A 19063-nucleotide genomic window follows, 5' to 3' on the forward strand; every position below is an offset into this window, starting at 1 on the left:
GTCCTCGTACAACCGGGTCAGCTGCTCCGGCCCGAGGTGCTCCGACGCCCCGCCGCCGAATTCCGTGAGCAGTTCCGGCAGCGTCGGTGCCGGGGTKTCCCGCTCCGCCGCCGCGTAGCTGTCGATCATCGCGAGCACACGCACCTCCTCGCCGAGCGAGCGCAACTCGACGGCCATCGCGTGCGCGATCACGCCGCCCACCGAGTACCCGAGCAGGTGATACGGCCCCCGCGGCTGCACACGGTGAATCTCCTCCACATATCGATGGGCCCGCTGCGTGATCGACGAAAACCGTTCGCCGGGCATGGTCACGGCGGGCGACTGCACCCCCCAGACGGGGCGGTCGGGGCCGAGATGCGCACTCAATCCCGCATAGCACCAGGCCAACCCGATGGCCGGATGGATGCAGAACAGCGGCTCCCGTCCACCGTCCGGGTGCAGCGGCAGCAACACCCCGAGTCCGGCGGAGGCGTCGGAGGCCGCCGCGAAACTCGACGAGATTCGCGCGGCGATGCTCTCCGCGGTCGCGTCGGCGAAGAACCATTCGAGCCGGACCTCGACCCGAGTCGATGTGTGCAGCCGTGACGCAGCCCTGGTCGCGGACAGCGAGTTGCCGCCCAGTTCGAAGAAATTGTCGTCCAGCCCCACCAGACCCGTGCCGAGAACGTCCGCGAACACCGCGGTGACCAGTTTCTCGGTGCGGGTCGTCGGGGGACGGAACCGCTGCGCCCGCGGCACCCCCGGATCCGGAAGCGCCCGTCGATCCAGCTTGCCGTGGGGTGTGGACGGTAGCGCCTCCAGCACCACGACCTGGTTGGGCACCATGTAGCGAGGCAGCCGCTGTGCCAGTTCCGCCGACACGGCACGGGTGTCCACCACCATGTCCGGACGCGGCACCACGTAGCCGACCAGCCGGGCCCCCGTGCCGGCTGATTCGTACACGGCCGCCGCGGACTGCGCGACGGCAGCATGGCTTCGCAGCGCCGTCTCGATCTCCTCCAGTTCGACGCGCTGACCGCGGATCTTCACCTGGAGATCGCGCCGGCCGAGATAGTCGATCGTCCCGTCTCTGCGGCGACTCACCACGTCGCCGGTCCGGTACATCCGCTGACCGGGCGGTCCCCACGGATTGGCGGGGAATCGGGCGGCCGTCACCCCCGGCTGCCCGAGATAGCCGCGCGCCAACTGGGCACCGGCGAGGTAGAGCTCACCCGGAACGCCGACGGGCACCGGATGCAGCCGCGAATCCAGCACGAGCACGCCGACGCCGTTCTGCGGCACACCGATCGGGACGGTCGCGGCCTCCGTGCCGACGACCGTGCGGGTCACAGCGACCGCCGTCTCGGTCGGGCCGTATTCGTTGTACAGCACGGCATCCGGGCACCGCGCGTGGAAACTGTGTGCCGTGCCGGGAGGCAGGACCTCCCCGCCACAGGACACCTGCCGCAGTGACGTGAGGTCTGCGTCAGGGATCGCGAGGATCTCGGCCAGCATCAGGGGAAGGAAGTATCCCGCGGTCACCCGGTGCCGTCCGATCAGCTCGGCGAGATGCCGCGGGTCGCGGTGGCCGTCCGGTCGAGCGATCACCAGCCGCGCACCGGCGATCAGCGGCCACCAGAACTCGCGGACCGAGGCGTCGAACGTGTACTGCAACTTGAGCATCACCGTGTCGTCCGCGCCGAGCGGGTCGGTGTCCTGGCGCCAGCTCAGGAAGCTCACGACGGCCGCATGAGTCACGACGACCCCCTTGGGGGTGCCCGTCGAGCCCGACGTGTGGATCACGTACGCGGGGTTCTGCGCCCGCAGGGGAGCGATCCGGTCCAGGTCGGAGATCGGCGACGGATCGACGCCGGACAGGTCCACCCGGTCGATGACGACGAGCTGTGTCTCCGCGGGCAGGACGTCGGAGAGGTCGAACCGGTCGCGCTCGGTGGTGAGGACGACGCGTGTGTCCGAGGACCGGATGACCTGGGCATTGCGCTGCGCGGGCTGATCGGGGTCGATCGGCACGTACGCCCCGCCCGCCTTGGCGACGGCATACATTCCGACGAGGAGTTCGACCGAGCGGCGAATCGCCAGTCCCACCATGGACTCCGGGCCGACGCCGGCGCCGATCAGGTGGCGGGCCAGTCGATTCACGTGCTCGTCGAGTTCACGGTAGGTGAGCGCACGATCTCCGGAGACGAGTGCGGTCGCGTCAGGTGAACCGGCGACCTGCCGCTCGAACAGATCGACGAGAGTCTCGCCGGAGGACGGCGCGGCGGTGGGGACGTCCGGGTCCGGATCGAGGAGGGCGAGGTCGCCGACGGACGTATCCGGTTGTGCGACGGCCTCGCTCAACATCCGGATGAACCGTTCGCCGATGTCCGCGACGGTGCGGTGGTCGAACAGGTCGGTGGCGTACGTGAACACCGCCGCACGCCGGGTGCGTTCCGTCGACGGGTCCGGATCGACGGTCACGGTGAGTTGCAGGTCGAATCGGGCCGACCGGGTAGGGGGAGTCATCGCCGACACCCGCAGTCCGGGCAGGGTGAGCGGGGTGTGGTCGAGGTTCTGGAACGCCAGGGCCACCTGAAACAGTGGATTGCGTGCACGTGACCGGGCGGGATCGAGCACCTCGACCACGGTTTCGAACGGAACGGTGGAGTGCGCGAACGCGTCCAGGTCGACCTCTCGCACGCGGCCGAGCAGGTCCGCGAAGCTTTCCGCGGGAATCACGTCGGTGCGCAGGACCAGGTTGTTGACGAACATGCCCACCAGGTCGTCGAGGGCTTGATCCCCGCGTCCCGCGACGGGAGTGCCGATCACGATGTCGGTGGATCCGCTGAGCCTCGCGAGCAACACCGCGAATACCGCGTGCACGACCATGAACGGGGTGACGGCAAGGGCCGTAGCGGTGTGCTCGACCGCGCGATAGAGCACGTCGTCGAGCGCGAATTCGACTGTTCCGCCGCGGTGCGACGCAATGGCGGGATGCGGCCGGTCTGCAGGGAGGGACAGCTGTTCCGGCGCACCCGACAACGTGTCCTTCCAGTACGACAGTTGCTGGGCGGCAACGGACTGCGGGTCGTCGCGGTCGCCCAGCAACTCGTGCTGCCACAGGGTGTAATCCGTGTACTGGACCGGTAACTCGGGCCACCGCGGTGCCTCGCCCGAGACCCGCGCCGCGTAGGCGGTCATCACGTCGCGGACGAGCACCGGCACCGAGAACCCGTCCGTGCTGATGTGGTGGACCATGACGGCGAGCACCCATTCGTCGGGGGCCGGGGCGAACAGCCGGGCACGGATCGGCGGTTCGGCGTCCAGGGCGAAACCCTTCGACGCGAACGTCGCAACCCGCGCGGCGACGTCACCGCGGGACACGGGTATCGGTCGGAGTGTGGGAGCGGCCCGCGACACCGGGATCAACTGCTGGTAGGCCACGCCGTCACTGTCGGGATACACGGTGCGCAGCGGTTCGTGACGGCCCACCACGTCCGCGACGGCCGCGGTGAGCGCGGCGACGTCGAGTGCCCCGGTCAGCCGCAATGCCATCGGGATGGTGTATTCGGGGGAGCCGGGTGCGAGGCGGGCGAGGAACCACAGGCGTTGCTGCGCAGGCGACAGCGGCACGCGGGCCGGGCGCGGACGCACGGTGAGTGCGACGTGCGTCGCGCCGTCGGTCTGCTCGGTGACAGATGCCGCGAGCGCCGAGACGGTCGGCGAGTCGAACACCGCGCGCACCGGCACCGTCGTGTGCAGTGCGGCACCGATCCGGGACGCGGCGCGCGTGGCGGACAGGGAACTGCCGCCCACGGCGAAGAAGTTGGCCTCCCGACCCACGAGGTCGAGTCCGAGCACCTCGGCGAACACTGTGGCCACCACCCGTTCGGCGGGCGTGTGCGGGGCCTCGAATTCGGTCGCCGGAGGGACGGGGTCGGGCAGCGCCGAGCGGTCCAGTTTCCCGTTCACGGTGAGCGGGACGGCGTCCACCACGACCACGATCGCGGGCACCAGCGTCGTCGGCAGACGCGTCGCCGCGAAGCGGATCAGCTGATCCGGATCGACCGTCTCGTTCCGTGCGGGGATCACGTACGACACGAGTGCGTCGACGCCGTCCCGCAGTTCACGCACATCCGTCGCCGCGAATCGCACGGTCGAATGGGTGAGAAGGGTGGCGTCGATCTCGCCGAGTTCGATTCGGACGCCGCGCAGTTCGATCTGCGAGTCGTTGCGGTGCAGATACTCGATCGACCCGTCGCGGCGCCACCGACCCACATCGCCCGTCCGATACATCCGCTCCCCGGAGGGGCCGAACGGGGAGGCGACGAAGCGCGCGGCGGTCAGCGCGGGCCTGCGATGATAGCCGCGGGCGACGCCCGGACCGCAGATGTAGAGTTCGCCGGCCACTCCCGTCGGAACCGGATGCAGACGCGAATCCAGCAGGAGTACGGTGGCGCCGCGGACCGGACGGCCGATGGTGACCGGCCTGCCGGCCGCCAGGGGATCACTGATACTCGCCATGACCGTCGTCTCGGTCGGGCCGTATCCGTTGAACATCTGCTCCTGCGCCGCCCACACCGCCACGAGTTCCGGTGGGCAGGGTTCGCCGCCCACCACGACGACCCGGAGGTCGTGCAGGCCGCGCGGGTCGACCGTCGCCAGCACCGTCGGCCTGGACCGTCGGTGGTGCGAGCACCATGCAGGCGCCCGCACCGAGCGCGAGCAGTATCTCCAGCACCGAGCCGTCGAAGCTGGGCGACGACGCGTGCAGGGTGCGCGACGACGCCGTCACCGAATACCGCTCCCGCTGTTCCGCCGTGAAGTCGGCGAGACCGGTGTGGATCACCACCACTCCCTTGGGATTTCCCGTCGAACCGGATGTGTAGATCACGTACGCGGGGTGGCGCGCATCGAGCGGCCGAGCACGGTCGGCATCGGTGACCGGGGCCGAAGAGTAGCCGCGACATTCTGTTCGGAAGTCCGGGTCGTCGAGCAACAGCCAGTCCGTACCGTCCGGCAGGGCCTCGCGGTCCGCGGCGGTGGTCAGCCCGAGGGCGGCGCCGGAGTCGTCCATCAGGTACCGGACCCGCGCGGCGGGGTAGTGCGGGTCGACGGGCACGAACGCGGCACCCGTCTTCGCGACCGCCCACACGGAGACGACGGACAGGACCGAGCGCGGCACCCCGAGGGCCACGAGAGCCTCGGGTCCCACCCCGCGCCGCATCAGGGCGCGGGCGAGCCGATTCGACTCGGCGTCGAGTTCGCGATACGTCATCGACCGGCCGTCCGCCGTCAGCGCCGATTCCCCCGGACTCTGCCGGGCGGCAGCGGACATCAGGTCGGGCAGGGTGCGCTGAGGCACCGAAGGCGGTCCGTGATGCTGCGCCTGCTGTTCCGCGACGTCCCGCACGTCGATGTCGCCGATCACGGCGGACGGGTGTGCGAGCGCGGCCCGCAGAAGGCGCTGGAACCGGTCCGCGACTCCCGAGACCGTGTCGTCGTCGAACAGATCGGTGGCGTAGGTGAAAACGCACGATATCGGTCCCGGGGCGCCTGCGTCGTCCACTGATTCGGTGACCGTGAGCTGGAGGTCGAATTTCGCGGTGTGCGTCTCGATCTCGACGATGTCGGCGGAGATCTCCGGCAGGTCGATCACGACCGGCGCCGTGTTGTGATAGGCGAGCGCCAGCTGGAACAGCGGATTACGACTGCGGGACCGAGCGGGCGCGACCGCCTGCACAACCTCCTCGAACGAGACGTCCGCATGGGCGTACGCGGCCAGATCGACGTCCCGCACGCGGCCGATCATGTCGGCGAACGTGGTGTGCAGCGGGACGTCTGTCCGGAGCACCAGTGTATTGACGAACATCCCGACGAGATCGTCGAGTGCGCGGGGCCCGCGACCCGCGATCGGCGTGCCGACGACGATGTCCGACGTGTCGCCGAGTCTGGCCGCGAGGACGGCCAGCGCCGCATGCACCACCATGAACGGAGTGGCGTCGTGAGTACGCGCGAGAGCACGAATCCGCCGATGAATCTCGGCGTCGAGAATGAACTCGACGCTCGCGCCCCGGTGCGTCGTGACGGGCGGGCGCGCACGGTCGAACGGCAGGGGGAGCAGTTCGGGCAACCCGGACAGGGTCTGCGTCCAATACGCCAGTCCGCGCTGCCCGTCCTGCAGTTCACGCTGCCAGAGGGCGTAGTCGGCGTAGCGGACGGGAAGGGGCATCCAGACCGGCGAGTTGCCCTGCGCCCGGGCGCGATATGCGGCCATCACATCCCGGGCGAGCGGTCCCAGCGAGAACCCGTCCGCACTGATGTGATGGACGACGAGGGCCAGCACCCATTCGTCGGCGCTCACCGCGAGAAGTTCGGTGCGAACCGGGGGTTCGGCGGTGAGGTCGAATCCGGTCGACAGCAGGCCGCGGACCCGGCCGATCGGGTCCGTCGTCGTCCGCACCGTGCACGGCGGCACCGCGGAGGTGGGGAGAACATGCTGGCAGGGGACCCCGTCGTGCTCGGGATAGACGGTGCGCAGGGGTTCGTGTCGTTCGATCACGTCACCCACCGCCGCACACAGTGCCGATTCGTCGAGCGTGCCGGTGAGGCGGAGCACGACGGGAATGCTGTCGGTCGCCGAGCGTCCGTCGAGCCGGTTCAGGAACCACAGTCGCTGCTGTGCCAGGGACAGCGGCACGTGGGCGGTCGGGGCGCGGGGGACCAGGGGCRCCCGCCCGGTCTGGTGCGTTCGCTTCGCGAGATACTCCGACAGGTCCGCGACCGTCGGGTGGTCGAACAGTGCGCGGACGTCGACGGAGATTCCCAGCGCCGCTCCGACGCGGGCGACGGCTTGCGCCGCGGTCAGCGAGTTTCCGCCCGCCGCAAAGAAGTTGTCGTGCCTGCCCACCCCGCCGGTGCCGGTGACCTCCGCGAACACGAACGCGACCACGTCCTCGGTGGGGGTGACGGGCGGGTCGAAAGAGGAGGTCGCGGAGGCCGGTTCCGGTAGGGCGGCGCGATCCAGCTTTCCACTGGTGGTGAGTGGTAGTGCCGCGAGCGGGACGACGGCGGAGGGAATCATGTAGTCCGGGAGCAGACCGGCGAGACGGTCGACGATCCGACGCTCATCCGGCGGCACACCGTGCGCGGCTACGACATAGGCGATCAGCCGATCTCCCGCTTTCGCGTCACGGTGCACCGTGACCGCCGCGTGGGTCACAGCCGGGTCGGACGTGAGCGCGGACTCGATCTCGCCGGGTTCGATGCGCTGGCCGCGGAGTTTGATCTGGAAGTCGGTGCGCCCGAGATACTCGAGCCGGCCCGACTGATTCCACCGCACCACGTCGCCGGTGCGGTACATCCGTCCACCGGTTCCGCCGAAGGGATCGGCGACGAAGCGTTCGGCGGTCAGGTCGGGGTGTCCGGCATACCCGCGCGCCAAGTACGCACCGGCAAGGTACAACTCGCCCCTTGTCCCGATCGGCGCCGGCCGGAGCCGGCTGTCGAGTACATACGTACGTATGTTGGAAATGGGACGGCCGATGGCGACCGCGGTGCCGAACTCGTTGCCGTCGACCGACTCCGAGGTCGCCGCCGCCGCCTCGCACGGGCCGTACCAGTTGTACAGCGCGGCGGGACTGCGTCCCTCGAATCGCGATGCCGTCGCCGCGGACAGGGGTTCACCCGCCGAGTACACGCGGCGCAGCGGGGCGAGTTCCCGCGGCCCGCACTGCTCCAGAAAGGCGTCGAGCATCGACGGCACGACATGGAGAGTCGTGATCGACTCCTGCGCGACGATCCGTGCGAGGTAGCGGGGATCGCGGTGTCCGTCGGGTGCGGCGATCACCACCCGTGCACCGGTATGCAAGGGCCACAGCAGTTCCCACGCGGAAATGTCGAACGTGAGAGGCGTCTTGTGCAATACCGCATCGGAACCGTCGAGCGGTGTCAGCGTCTGCGCCCAGCGGAACTGGTTCACCATCATCTCGTGGGTCACCGTCACGCCCTTGGGCCGGCCCGTGGAACCGGACGTGTAGATGACGTACGCGGCGTTCGCCGGATGCAGCGGTGCGCGTCTCTCGGAATCCGTGATCGATCGGGGGTCGTACCCGGTGAGGTCCAACAGATCGAGATCCGCGACGGCGACTCCGTCCGGGACCGTGCGATTGCGGGAATCGGACGTGAGGACCAGCGCGGGTGAGGCCGAGTCGATGACGAGTGCCGTTCGTCCGAGCGGGTGCTCGGGGTCCATCGGCAGGTAGGCGCCGCCGGCTTTCAGTACCGCGTGCAGCGCCACGAGAAGCTGGATCGAGCGGGGTACCGCGACACCGACGACGGTTTCCGGTCCGATTCCCTTCGCGACGAGATACCGGGCGAGTCGATTCACCCGTGCGTCGAACTCCGCGTACGTCAGTCGATCCGGGCCGAAGACCACCGCGACGGCCTCCGGGGAACGCTCGGCCTGCGCGTCGAACAGGTCCACCAGGGTCTGCGAGGGTACCGGTGCGTCCGTCGCGTTCCAGGTGCGCAGCACCCGCTCGCGCTCCTGATCGCCGAGGAGGTCGAGCCTGCCGAGGACGACGTGCGGATCCCCGTTGATGCACTCGAGGACGCGCCCGACGCGGGCGAGCAGGGCTTTCTCGTCGTATCGATGTGACCGGCACTTCGCCGTCAACCGGAGGGTCCGGGCGACTGTCACCGCCAGCGTCACGGCGTAGTGCGACGCATCGTGTGCGCGGACCTCGTCCAGTGTGAGTCCGTCGACGGGTTCCGGCAGCGCGGTGCGGTCCACGGGGTACGACTCGAACGCGACCAGCGTGTCGAACAGCGGCGCCACGCCGACTGCCTGCTGGATGTCCGCCAGGCCCAGATGGTGATGGTCCAGGAGGCGCACATGGTCGGCCTGTAGGCGGGTGAGCAGCATGGCGGTGTCGGTATCGGGGACCAGCGGGATCCGCACGGGCACGGTGTTGACGAACAATCCCACCGCACTCTCCACCCCGGCGACGTCCGCGGGCCTGCCGGAGACGGTCGCGCCGATCACGACGTCGTCCCGGGCGGTCGCCTGCCCGAGAACGATTCCCCAGGCCGCCTGCACGATCGTGCTCAGCGTGACGCCGAGCTCGGTCGCTCGCGCGGTCAGCTTCCGGGTGTCCTCCTCGCTCAGCTCCAGCACCGTCTCCGACGTGGTGGGGGTGGGTTCGGCCGACGCGGCGGGCTCGGTGATGCCGTCGAGAGCCGCGACCCACGCCCGCGCCGAGGCCTCGGTGTCCTTCGTCGCCAGCCATTCCAGGTAGTCGCGGTACGGGCTCGAATCCGGCGGCTCGGTGCGGACATCGTCGCGTTGGTAGGCGGTGAAGAGTTCGCGCACCAGCAACGGCATGGACCAGCCGTCCAGCACGATGTGGTGGGCGGTGATCGCCAGGTCGACGCGGTTCGGCCCCCGCGACAGCAGGGTGAACCGAATCAGCGGTGGGGCAGACATGTCGAAGCGGGTGGTGCGGTCGTCGCGCAGGACCTCGGGATCCTCTGTGACGTCCGTGAGGTCGACGTGCCGCCACCGCAGCGGCACGTCGTCGAGCACGAGTTGCACCGGGACGCCGCGACTGTCGCGCACGAATGCGGTGCGCAGGTTCGCGTGCCCCGCAAGGACGGCGCCGCATGCGCGCCGGAGCCGATCCTGATCGAGGTGTCCGGACAGGGTCAGGATCACCTGCATCGCATACGGATCGGCATCCGTACCCGCGAGTGCCGCGTGGAACAGCAGGCCCGACTGCAACGGCGTCAGCGGCCACACGTCGAGCAGACCCGGATGGTCCCGCTCCCACTCGTCGATGTCGTTGCGGTCCACGGCGACGAGCGGCAGATCGGACGGGGTGAGCCCACCGGCGCGCGGAGACCGCGCCACCGCGGCGAGCGCTGTCAGCGCCTGCTCCCACAGATCGCCCAGCGCCCGCACGTCCTCGGGCGCAATCGCACCCGCCGGGTATGCGAAGGTGGCGTCGAGGACACCGCGGGCGGTGAACGCGGTGATGTCGATCAGCGCGGTGACCGGCATCGACGGTTCCGCCGACGAGAACACGGCGGTGTCGTCCCGCACGGGGCGCCAATCATGTTCTGTCTCCGCGGTATCGAGCCGGCCGAGGTAGTTGAAGGCGACCTGGCCGAGGTCGTCCCCCGGATACCGCAACTGCCCGTAGCCGATGCCCTTGTCGGGCACCGCACGCAACTGTTCCTTGACCAACTTGATCGCGGTGCTTGCAGCAGGGCCGCCCGCGAACGCCTCGTCCAGGTCGACGTCCCCGAGGTCGAGGCGAATCGGGAAGATACTGGTGAACCACCCGACGGTGCGGGAAAGGTCGGCGCCGGGGAGCACCCCTTCCTCGCGGCCGTGCCCCTCGAGCCGGATCACCGGCGCGGTGGCCGGTCGTCCCCGCCGGCGCTGCCACTGCGCGAGGGCGAGGGTGAGCGCGGTGAGCAGTGCGTCGTTGACCTCACAGCGGAAGGCGGCCGGGAGGCCGGTGAGCAACGAGTGTGTGACGTCCGCAGACACGTCCGTGTGGACCCGATCCACGGTGGAATTCACGTCACGCCGCGTGTCGAGGGGGCGGGTGCCGAGCGGCGAATCCTCGTACGCGGTCATCTCACGCCAGAACGGCAGCTCGGACCTGCGGCCCGGCCGCTGCGCCTCCTCGATCAGGCCGTGCGACCACCGGCGCAGGGAGGTGCCGATCGGTGCCAGGGTAGGCGATATCCCCGCCTCCACCTGCGCCCACGCTGCCGCGAGATCGCCGATCAGGATTCGCCACGAGACCCCGTCGATCACCAGGTGATGGGCGACGAGGAGGAGCCGCCCGCGGCGCGTGGTGTCTTCCGGTCCGGGATCGAGCCAGACGCACTGCACCATCACGCCCGCAGCAGGATTCAACCGGCGGACTGCGGCCTCGTGTTCGTCCCGCGTACGCTGCGCCGGGTCGGCGTGGTCGGGCAGCGGGACCCGCAGGATCGTGCCCGCCGGCAGCGGTGCGCCTGCCGGGCTCACGGTGAGGAACGCCGTCCCGTCCGAGCCGCGCACGAGGCGCGCCCGCAGTGCGTCGTGCCGATCGACGACGGCGCCGATCACACTGTCCAGCGTGTCGGGATATACAGCGCGTGGCAGTTCCACCGTCACCGCCTGTGCGTACCGGTCGATGACGCCCGCCCGGTCGAGGAGAAATCGGGCCGCCGGGGTGAGCGGCATGTCGCCGACCCCGCCGCCCGGCAGTTCCGCGAGGACCGGTCTGTCGAGGTCGCTCCCCGCGACGTGGCCGAGACGGGAGATCGTGCGCTGCTCGAAAACGTCGCGCGGAGTGAACGAAATTCCCGCACTCCTCGCCCGGGAGGCCAATTGGATCGCCATGATGCTGTCGCCGCCGAGCGCGAAGAACGACTCGTCCACACCGAAATCGGACGTCCCGAGAACGTCGGCGTACAGGCCGTGGAGTGTGCRTTCGCGCTCGCTTCTGGGGGCGGTCCGGGAACGTGACCGGCGGCTGTGCTCGGGGAGGGCAGTGCGGTCCAGCTTGCCCGACGGGGTCAACGGAATGTGGGAGAGCACGACGACGGCGGCCGGCACCAGATGCGGTGGCAGTTCGGCGGTGAGGAACGACAGCAGCTCCTGCTCGGCCAGGGTGTCGGCGCCCACCACATACGACACGAGCTGATCGCCGGCCGTCTGCGAGCGAATCACGGTGACGGCGAATCGAACCGCCGGATGCCGGCGGAGTGTCGCGTCGATCTCGCCGGGCTCGACGCGTAGACCCCGGAGGTTCACCTGTTCGTCGCTGCGTCCGAGGTACTCGAGTTCGTGGTCCCGGGTCCAGCGGACCGTGTCGCCGGTGCGGTACATGCGGGTGCCCGCTGGTCCGTACGGGTCGGCGACGAACCGTTCCGACGTCTGCCGAACCCTGCGGTGGTACCCGCGGGCCAGGGCGGTCCCCGCGACGTACAGCTCGCCGACCACACCGGCGGGGACCGGGCGGAGCCGGTGGTCGAGGACCACGGCCCTCGTTCCGTGGATCGGCCGGCCGATGGTGACCGGTCCGGACTCGGCGAGAGGCGCGCTGACGGTCGCCATGACGGTAGTCTCCGCAGGACCGTACGCGTCGATTATCCGGCATCGGGATGCCCACCGAGACAACAGTTCCGGCGGACACTTCTCACCCGCGACGACGAGTGTGCGCAGGCCTCCGACCTCCCCGGGGTCCATCGACGCCAGGACCGACGGGGTGATCACCGCGTGGGTGACGCGTTCGGTGGTCATCAGCCGTGCGAGAGGGGATCCACCGAACACTGCGGGTGAGGCGATGACGAGCGCAGCACCGGAGCCGAAGGCCATCAGCATCTCGAAGACGGAGGCGTCGAAGCTCGGTGATGCGACATGCAGAACCCTTGCCGCGCTGTCGAGGCCGAGTCGGGTGCGCTGCGCGGAGACCAGATTGGCGATCCCGCGGTGGGTGACCACGACTCCCTTGGGAACTCCGGTGGATCCGGATGTGTAGATGAGGTAGGCGGCGTCGTCGAATCGTATTGTCGGCGGGGGCACATCGTCGGCGGTCGAGCCGCCCGACTCGTCGAGCAGTAGCCACTCGGTGCTGTCCGGCAGCGTGTTCGTGTATTCGACGGACGTCAACCCAACTGCCGCGTGGGAGTCGTCGAGCATGTGCCGAACACGGGCGACCGGGGAGGTCGGATCCACCGGCAGGAATGCCGCCCCCGTCTTCGCGACGGCCCAGACCGCACAGACATAGTCGGAGGACCGCGGCAAAGCCACCGCGACGATGTCGCCGGACCCGACGCCGAATCGTGCCAGCGTCGCAGCGATCCGATCCGATCGCCCGTCGAGTTCGCGGTAGGTGATCTCGCGGCCGGCGCTGACGACGGCGGTCGCGTCCGGATGCTGTGCGGCGGAGGCGCGAAACACGTGGGCGAGCGTGACGGGCACGCTGTCGGGCGGTCCGGGGAAGGGGACCAGTGCCGCGGTTTCGTTCTCCGTGAGGACCGGGAGTTCACCGATCGGGTGGGCGGCATCGGCGTCGAGGAAGTGCCGGAAGTACCGCAGGAATCTCGTATGGTGCCCCTCGAGCTCGTCCTGCGAATACAGTCGCGGGTTCGCCTTGAAATCGAGGTGCACACGTCCGCGGGGACCGTACCGGTACAGATTCACCAGGAGGTCTTCGATCGGACCCGAAGACAACACATGCAATTGGCTGCGTAGCGAACCGAGTTCCAACTCCTCGGGGAACAGCATGATGTTGACGGCGGGGCCGAACAGTCGCGGCCCGGACAGTGCGCTTCCCAGGTCTGCGCGGATGTCCTCGTGCCGGTACCGCTGATGCCGCAGGGCGCCCGACATCACGAGGCGCGTGCGGGACACCAGATCGCCGACAGTCCCGGTCCCCGCGGACGTGATGCGCAGCGGCACCACGTTGGACACCATGCCGCCGGACCGGCGCAGCGCCGCCGTCGTGCGTGCCGACACCGGCAGGCTGAGCGTGACGTCGTCCTCGCCGGTCATTCGCGCCAGATAGCCCGCGACCGCACAGACGGTGAGCGTCGCAGGATTGACGCCGTGCGCTGCCGCGCTCTTCTCGAGTTGATCGACGACCTCGGTGGTCAACGTTGCGCCGACGTGCCGGGAACCGGCGGTCGGCGGCGCGGAGCCGCGCGCGAGGGTGCTCGCGTGGGTGACACCACGCATCGTTTCTGTCCAGTAGTCCCGGTCGGATTCCCGGCGGGCGGAGGTGCGGTAGTCGGTCTCGAGTTCGTGGATGCGCCGCAGACCGACAGGACTGCTCGCGGGTGGTGGCAGTCCGTGCACCGCGGCGGTGTAGAGCGCGGCGATCCGGTAGAGCATCGTGACGGACCCGAAACCGTCCATCGCGATGTGGTGGGCGCGCGAATACCAGAAGTAATGGTCGTGTCCGACGTGGAGAAGGAACGAGACGGTCAGACGGTCACGCTGGATGTCGATCGGATCGGCGGTCTCGGTGCGCATCCACGCGTGCGCCGACGCCTCCGGGTCCGGCGTGTCCCGGAAGTCGAGGTAGCCGACGGAGGCGTCCAGGCTCGGGTCCACCCATTGCAGCGGTTGCCCGTCGATCTCGGAGACCTTCAGGAAAAACGACTCGAACTCGGCGGCCGCGCGGACACACGCGTCTGTGAGGGCGCTCCGGTCCAGGTCGCCGTGGATGTCGACGTACTGGGCGACCGACACCGGAACCGCGGGATCGACGTGCTGCGCGAGCCACATCCCCGCTTGCGCGGGTGACAGGGGGAACGCGCGCGCCGACGAGTCTCCGGGACCAACCGAGGTCGGTGAACTCATGCTGACTTCTCTCACGCATACGTCCCCGCACGACGCTGCTTGCTGGGGTGCCTCCATTCAGGAGTCTGCCCCAGTTTTCTAGGAGATTGCTTAGAAACGTCTAGATAGTGCTACTGCCGGTTGCAGTCGTGCGGTCATGCCACCTCGTGCTCTCCGCCGGCAGCGACTTTCCGCAGGCCACGATAGGCGCCTTCCGGCGTCTGCCGACCCGCGACCACCGCCTCGACCTCGGCGGCAATGGGCATCTCCACGTTGTAGTCGCGGGCCAGTTCCATCACGGTGGGGGCCGTCTTCACGCCCTCGGCCACCTGCCCCAACTTGGCGACCGCCTCGTCGACCGTCATGCCGCGGGCGATGTACTCGCCCACCCGCCGGTTACGCGAACTCGGGCTCATACAGGTGGCGATCAGGTCTCCGACCCCGGTGAGTCCCGCGAACGTCCGCGGGTTCGCGCCCATCGCCTCACCCAGCCGGGTCATCTCAGCCAACCCTCGCGCCAGGACCATCGCGCGCGTGTTGTCGCCGACATCCAGCCCGTCGGCCATTCCCGAGGCGATCGCTACGATGTTCTTCAGCACGCCACCGAGTTCGCAGCCCAGCACATCGGTGTTCCGGTACACCCGGAACACGGCGGACGCGAACAACGGCTGCAACGCGGTGGCCACCCGAACGTCCTGGGTGGCCACGACCGACGCGGCCGCCAGTCCGTCCACGATCTCCCGCGCAATATTCGGGCCCGCGAGAAGCCCGACCGGATGCCCGGGCAGGCACTCGGCGATCACCTCGGTGGGTCGCAGCCGTGTTCCCGGCTCCAGCCCCTTCGCCAGCGACAGCACCGGCACCCACGCCCGCACCTCGTTGGCGATCTGCGCGAGGGTGCTGCGGACCGCGTGCGACGGCACCCCAACCACGAGAACGTCGGCTTCATGGGCCGCTTCGACGATCTCGGCTGTGGAGCGCATGGAGTCGGGGAGCGGGCGGTCGCCGAGGTAGCGGGAGTTGCGGTGCTCGTTGTTGATCTCGTCGGCCGTATCCGAGTTCCGCGCCCACAGCAGGGTCGGTGTGTTGTGGGCGGCGAGACCTGCCACCGTCGTCCCCCACGAGCCGGCGCCGAGCACGACGACGCGTACCGGGCGGGCCATTACCGGTCACCCATCGAGTTGATGCTGTCCATGACCTCAAGCCTGGCACTTGCCGGGCGTTCACGAAGCTGATTCGGCAAGTCCCTGTGGCCGCTAGCATCCATTCATGCGTGGACGAATTGCAGGACTTGCGGCGTGTGTCGGTGTGCTCGTCTCCATGGCGGCCGGTGAAGCGCGCGCCGTGCCCCCGCCGCTCGGCGACGTGGCGGCAGTGCGAGCCGCCCTCCAATCGGCCGCCATGCCGATCAGCACCCGCACCGCGCAGTCGATCACGACCACCATCGAGCGCATCGCCGCCGGTACACCGCGCTACAACTACTTCCCCCGATCGGTTCATCTCGTCGAGGGCACCGCCCAGCCGTTCCTGTACGACACCACCGCAGCCGACTGCCTCCCTGCCGGCTTCGGAGAGCAGAACGATTCGGTCGGTATCGCTCGCGCGATAGCAGGCCCCGCCGTCGACGAGAACCTTCCTGTCCCAGTCATTCCGCCGGGGAAGGTCAATGTCTTCTTCAGCGGGATGAACACGGCAATGTCGTCGCCACTGCAGGGCGACCTCGTCGAGGTCGCCTGGCTGAACCTCACCACCATGCAGTCGGGGCGAGCGCCGCTGTATCAGGAGCGGCCGGCCGACTACATCGTCACGCTGTCCAATACCCTCGAGACAGGCAGGGGCACAATCGTGTTCGTCGTCTTCGGGAGCATCCTCGACAACACCAGCCGGGCATTGCCGCCATGTGATTACGCCCCGGTGGTCGGCGTCGTCCAGGCGTGATCGCGCTGTCACGACGCACGCAGGCGTGCGATCAGTACCGCCTCGACCTCCGACTGTCGTGCCGCGGCCGGGAGCGGCGGGGCCGCCGATCGGTAGTGGTGCCCGGTCGGGGTGCCGAGGTCGAGGAGGTGGGTGCCGCCGGGCCTGCTCACGGGACGTGCTGTCCAACCCGGTGCTTCCTTCGCGTAGTTGCAGGCCTCGCAGAGCCCGGACCCGTTTCGCGCGGTGGTCTTACCCAATTTACTGCGTGAGCGGATGTGATCGTGATGCCGGATCGGCGCATCGCACCACGGAGTCCGGCACGTCCGATCCCGGAGGTCGATCAGCTTTCGCAGGCTCTTCGGGAACGTGCGCGACCGGGACTCCATCGCCGTCAACGCCCCCGACTGGGGGCACGAATACACCCGCTGCAACGACGTCTCGGTGCCACTATCGACGGCCTCGGCCACCAGTTGCCGGGCAATCCCCGCCGGCACCGGCCCGAACCCCTGCAACTGCGCGGCCTCGTGCCCACCGGCCAGCAAGGTCTCGTCCGAGAGCACCAGATTCGCCGCCACCGGCACCCCCGCCGCCACCGACGCTCCGGTGCCGCGGTCGAACAACAGGTCCACCATCAGCTGATTGCGGGTCCGGCCGCCACTGTTCCCGGTCGCGATCAGACTGTCGGCATCCCGACCCAACGTGGCCTGGAGGCACACTGCTTGCTCCACCGGCATCAACACACTGAGGTAGGCCATCGAATCCGGCGCCGGCCGTGTCGTGACCCGACGCTCGGACACCGCCTTGCGATGCCGGGCTACAACCGCCGCGGCGTCGAGTTCGACCGCCAACGCTTTCGCCCGCGCGATCAGCCCGCGGTCGCCGACCCCGTCGAGAGTGGCCGGGTCCGAACACAACCGACGGTCCACGATGCCCCGATCCGTCGCCGACAGGCACGCCGTCTCCCGCACCAACAACGTGGCACGCCATTCGTTCAACCGGCCCGACCGCAACATCGCCAGGGTGTGCGGCATCKCGTGCACCAACGCCTGAGCGAACCCGAGATGCCGACCGCCACGGTTCGGGGATTCCCTGCGCGCCAACGCAATCTGCGAGKCAATGCCGCGGTCCCARTCCGCCCGCGGCAACCCGGCAGCCTTGCGGTCCGCGCGRRTACRSGTGGCGACGTYGTCGGTGATCACCGCCTGCACCGCRCACCCGACCGACTTCAACGYCTCGATCGCGTCGAGCAGATCGATGCCCAAYCCCGCATCGCCACTCGCCGCCTCGGCACATTGCAACCGCGCCGTGAATGCGCGYAATTCCTCGAGAAGTAATGCCCCCACAACCAACCTCCCCCAAGGTCATTCGAATACATGTTCGACTTTAGCAACCCATTCCGGACCGGGCAATACCCAAGTTGCCGAATGGGTAACGTGTGCATGGTCGGGGTGGACGGGGAGTGCGATGACCCAGCGGGTCGAGTCGAAATGGCGCATGAGCATCTGGATGGACGTGACGGCGGTCGTGTCGGTGGTGGCGGTGGGGATCGTGGTCGCGGGCATGCTGAACGCGCCTGCCGAAGAATCGTCCGCCGACTCGCGCATCCCGGGCTGCGACGTCGTCGAGCCGCCCATGGAGCCGAGGCGCTTCAGCGTCGCGTATTCCCCGTCACAGGACTACTACAACGCGAAGTACCAATGGTTTTCCGGTCCGAAGGCGACCGCGATGACGAACGCCGTCATCCAATCTCTGCCCGCCGATGTGGACGTGGTGTTCGCCAGTCCCGGCGAGTCGCTCGAGTTTCAGCCGATCGATGACATCGCACAATCGCAGTTGCCCGATGATGTCGACGCGGCACTGTTCAATGGGTCGACCAGTGCTCGGGGCTCGCTGGTCCGGGACGGACAGGTCGGCACGCTGACAGTCGATGTCCGCGCGTGGGATCGGCCGGTGCCGCCTTGCGTAGCCGGCGGATTGGACCGGCGCGAAATGCTACCGAACGGCACCGTGCTCGACTTGCAGGAAACGTGGGCCGAAAGCAACGGTGTGCGACACCTGAAGCGCGACGTAATGGCGTACCTACCGGACGGAACCAGGGTCGTCGCCAGAGTCGACGACAGCGACTCGACGGAGCCGAACGCCCGAACCCGGCACGCCGGCCGCACCCCGCTGACCCTCGACGACCTCACTGCCATCGCGACGACGCCGGATTTGGCTGTCGCAGCCGGGGTTCCGCCGGGCACGTTGCCGCCGATGCGTGCGTGCAGTACCGAATCGAACGGGACGGGACCCGTGTTGACCCGGGGAGCCGTTGCCGACATCAATCGGGCACTCGATGAGCGGTGGTCCGGTGTGTCGAGCACCGGCGTCTCCCTGGACCGTCCGATCGGTTCGCTGCGTCCGGGGGATTTCGGCAGAGACAACGTGTGCGAGGTGCTCACGACAACATCCGGGGGCGGCTCCGGTCGGCTCGAGATCGCGCTGCTGAGCGGTAGGGATACTCCGTCGCCTCACGAGCAACTTTTGTCGGAACTCGACCGGGACAGGAAGTCCGAAACGCTGCAAGACGGTTCCGTCATCGTTCGCGCGGCCTACCCGTCGAACGGCGGTGCCTTCGTGTCGGTCACCCGGCCGTCCGGTGCGCAGGTCGTGGTCAGCGCGTCGGCGCCCGAAGGATCCGCGTCGCCGTTGACACTGGAGGAACTCGAGTTCATCGCCACCACACCGGGCGTCGTGCCGTGATCAGCAGCGACGCACCGGTCGTCGACGGTCAGACGACGAAGATCTGGTACGACGCTGCCGACCCGGGCAACGAGA

Annotated in this window: 6 protein-coding genes; 2 read left to right on the plus strand and 4 right to left on the minus strand. The window is 68.9% G+C overall.

The window, feature by feature from the left end; translation table 11 throughout:
* From AC1D1G_RS14400 to AC1D1G_RS14410, 3 genes are all read right to left on the minus strand, one after another.
* The coding region (locus AC1D1G_RS14400) for an amino acid adenylation domain-containing protein (RefSeq protein WP_477952622.1) at window positions 1-4599 on the minus strand (4599 nt) is incomplete at its 3' end.
* Window positions 4487-14347: an amino acid adenylation domain-containing protein gene (locus AC1D1G_RS14405; protein ID WP_477952601.1), complete on the minus strand. Its 9861-nt coding sequence runs from the start codon at window positions 14345-14347 to the stop codon at window positions 4487-4489. The genes AC1D1G_RS14400 and AC1D1G_RS14405, both read right to left, overlap by 113 nt.
* 134 nt (window positions 14348-14481) lie before the next feature.
* Complete coding sequence (locus tag AC1D1G_RS14410) at window positions 14482-15489, minus strand: NAD(P)H-dependent glycerol-3-phosphate dehydrogenase (RefSeq protein ID WP_317568226.1); 1008 nt, start codon at window positions 15487-15489, stop codon at window positions 14482-14484.
* A 106-nt stretch (window positions 15490-15595) separates the two neighbouring features.
* On the opposite strand from AC1D1G_RS14410, the gene AC1D1G_RS14415 reads away from it, so the two are divergent.
* Window positions 15596-16264 (plus strand): Rv1157c family protein, encoded by a 669-nt coding sequence (locus tag AC1D1G_RS14415; RefSeq protein ID WP_280780456.1) that lies wholly within the window; start codon window positions 15596-15598, stop codon window positions 16262-16264.
* Window positions 16265-16272: 8 nt separating this feature from the next.
* Here AC1D1G_RS14415 and AC1D1G_RS14420 read toward each other — a convergent pair whose 3' ends face one another.
* Window positions 16273-17589 carry an HNH endonuclease gene (locus AC1D1G_RS14420; protein WP_477952603.1) on the minus strand — a complete coding sequence of 439 codons (1317 nt, stop codon included), beginning with the start codon at window positions 17587-17589 and terminating at the stop codon, window positions 16273-16275.
* Window positions 17590-17710: 121 nt separating this feature from the next.
* Here AC1D1G_RS14420 and AC1D1G_RS14425 point away from each other — a divergent pair, with 121 nt between their 5' ends.
* Window positions 17711-18988, plus strand: coding sequence for a hypothetical protein (locus AC1D1G_RS14425; protein ID WP_477952605.1), 1278 nt, complete (start codon window positions 17711-17713; stop codon window positions 18986-18988).
* The last annotated feature ends 75 nt before the right edge of the window (window positions 18989-19063 follow it).

This window comes from Rhodococcus sp. P3_B8 (assembly GCF_056402775.1).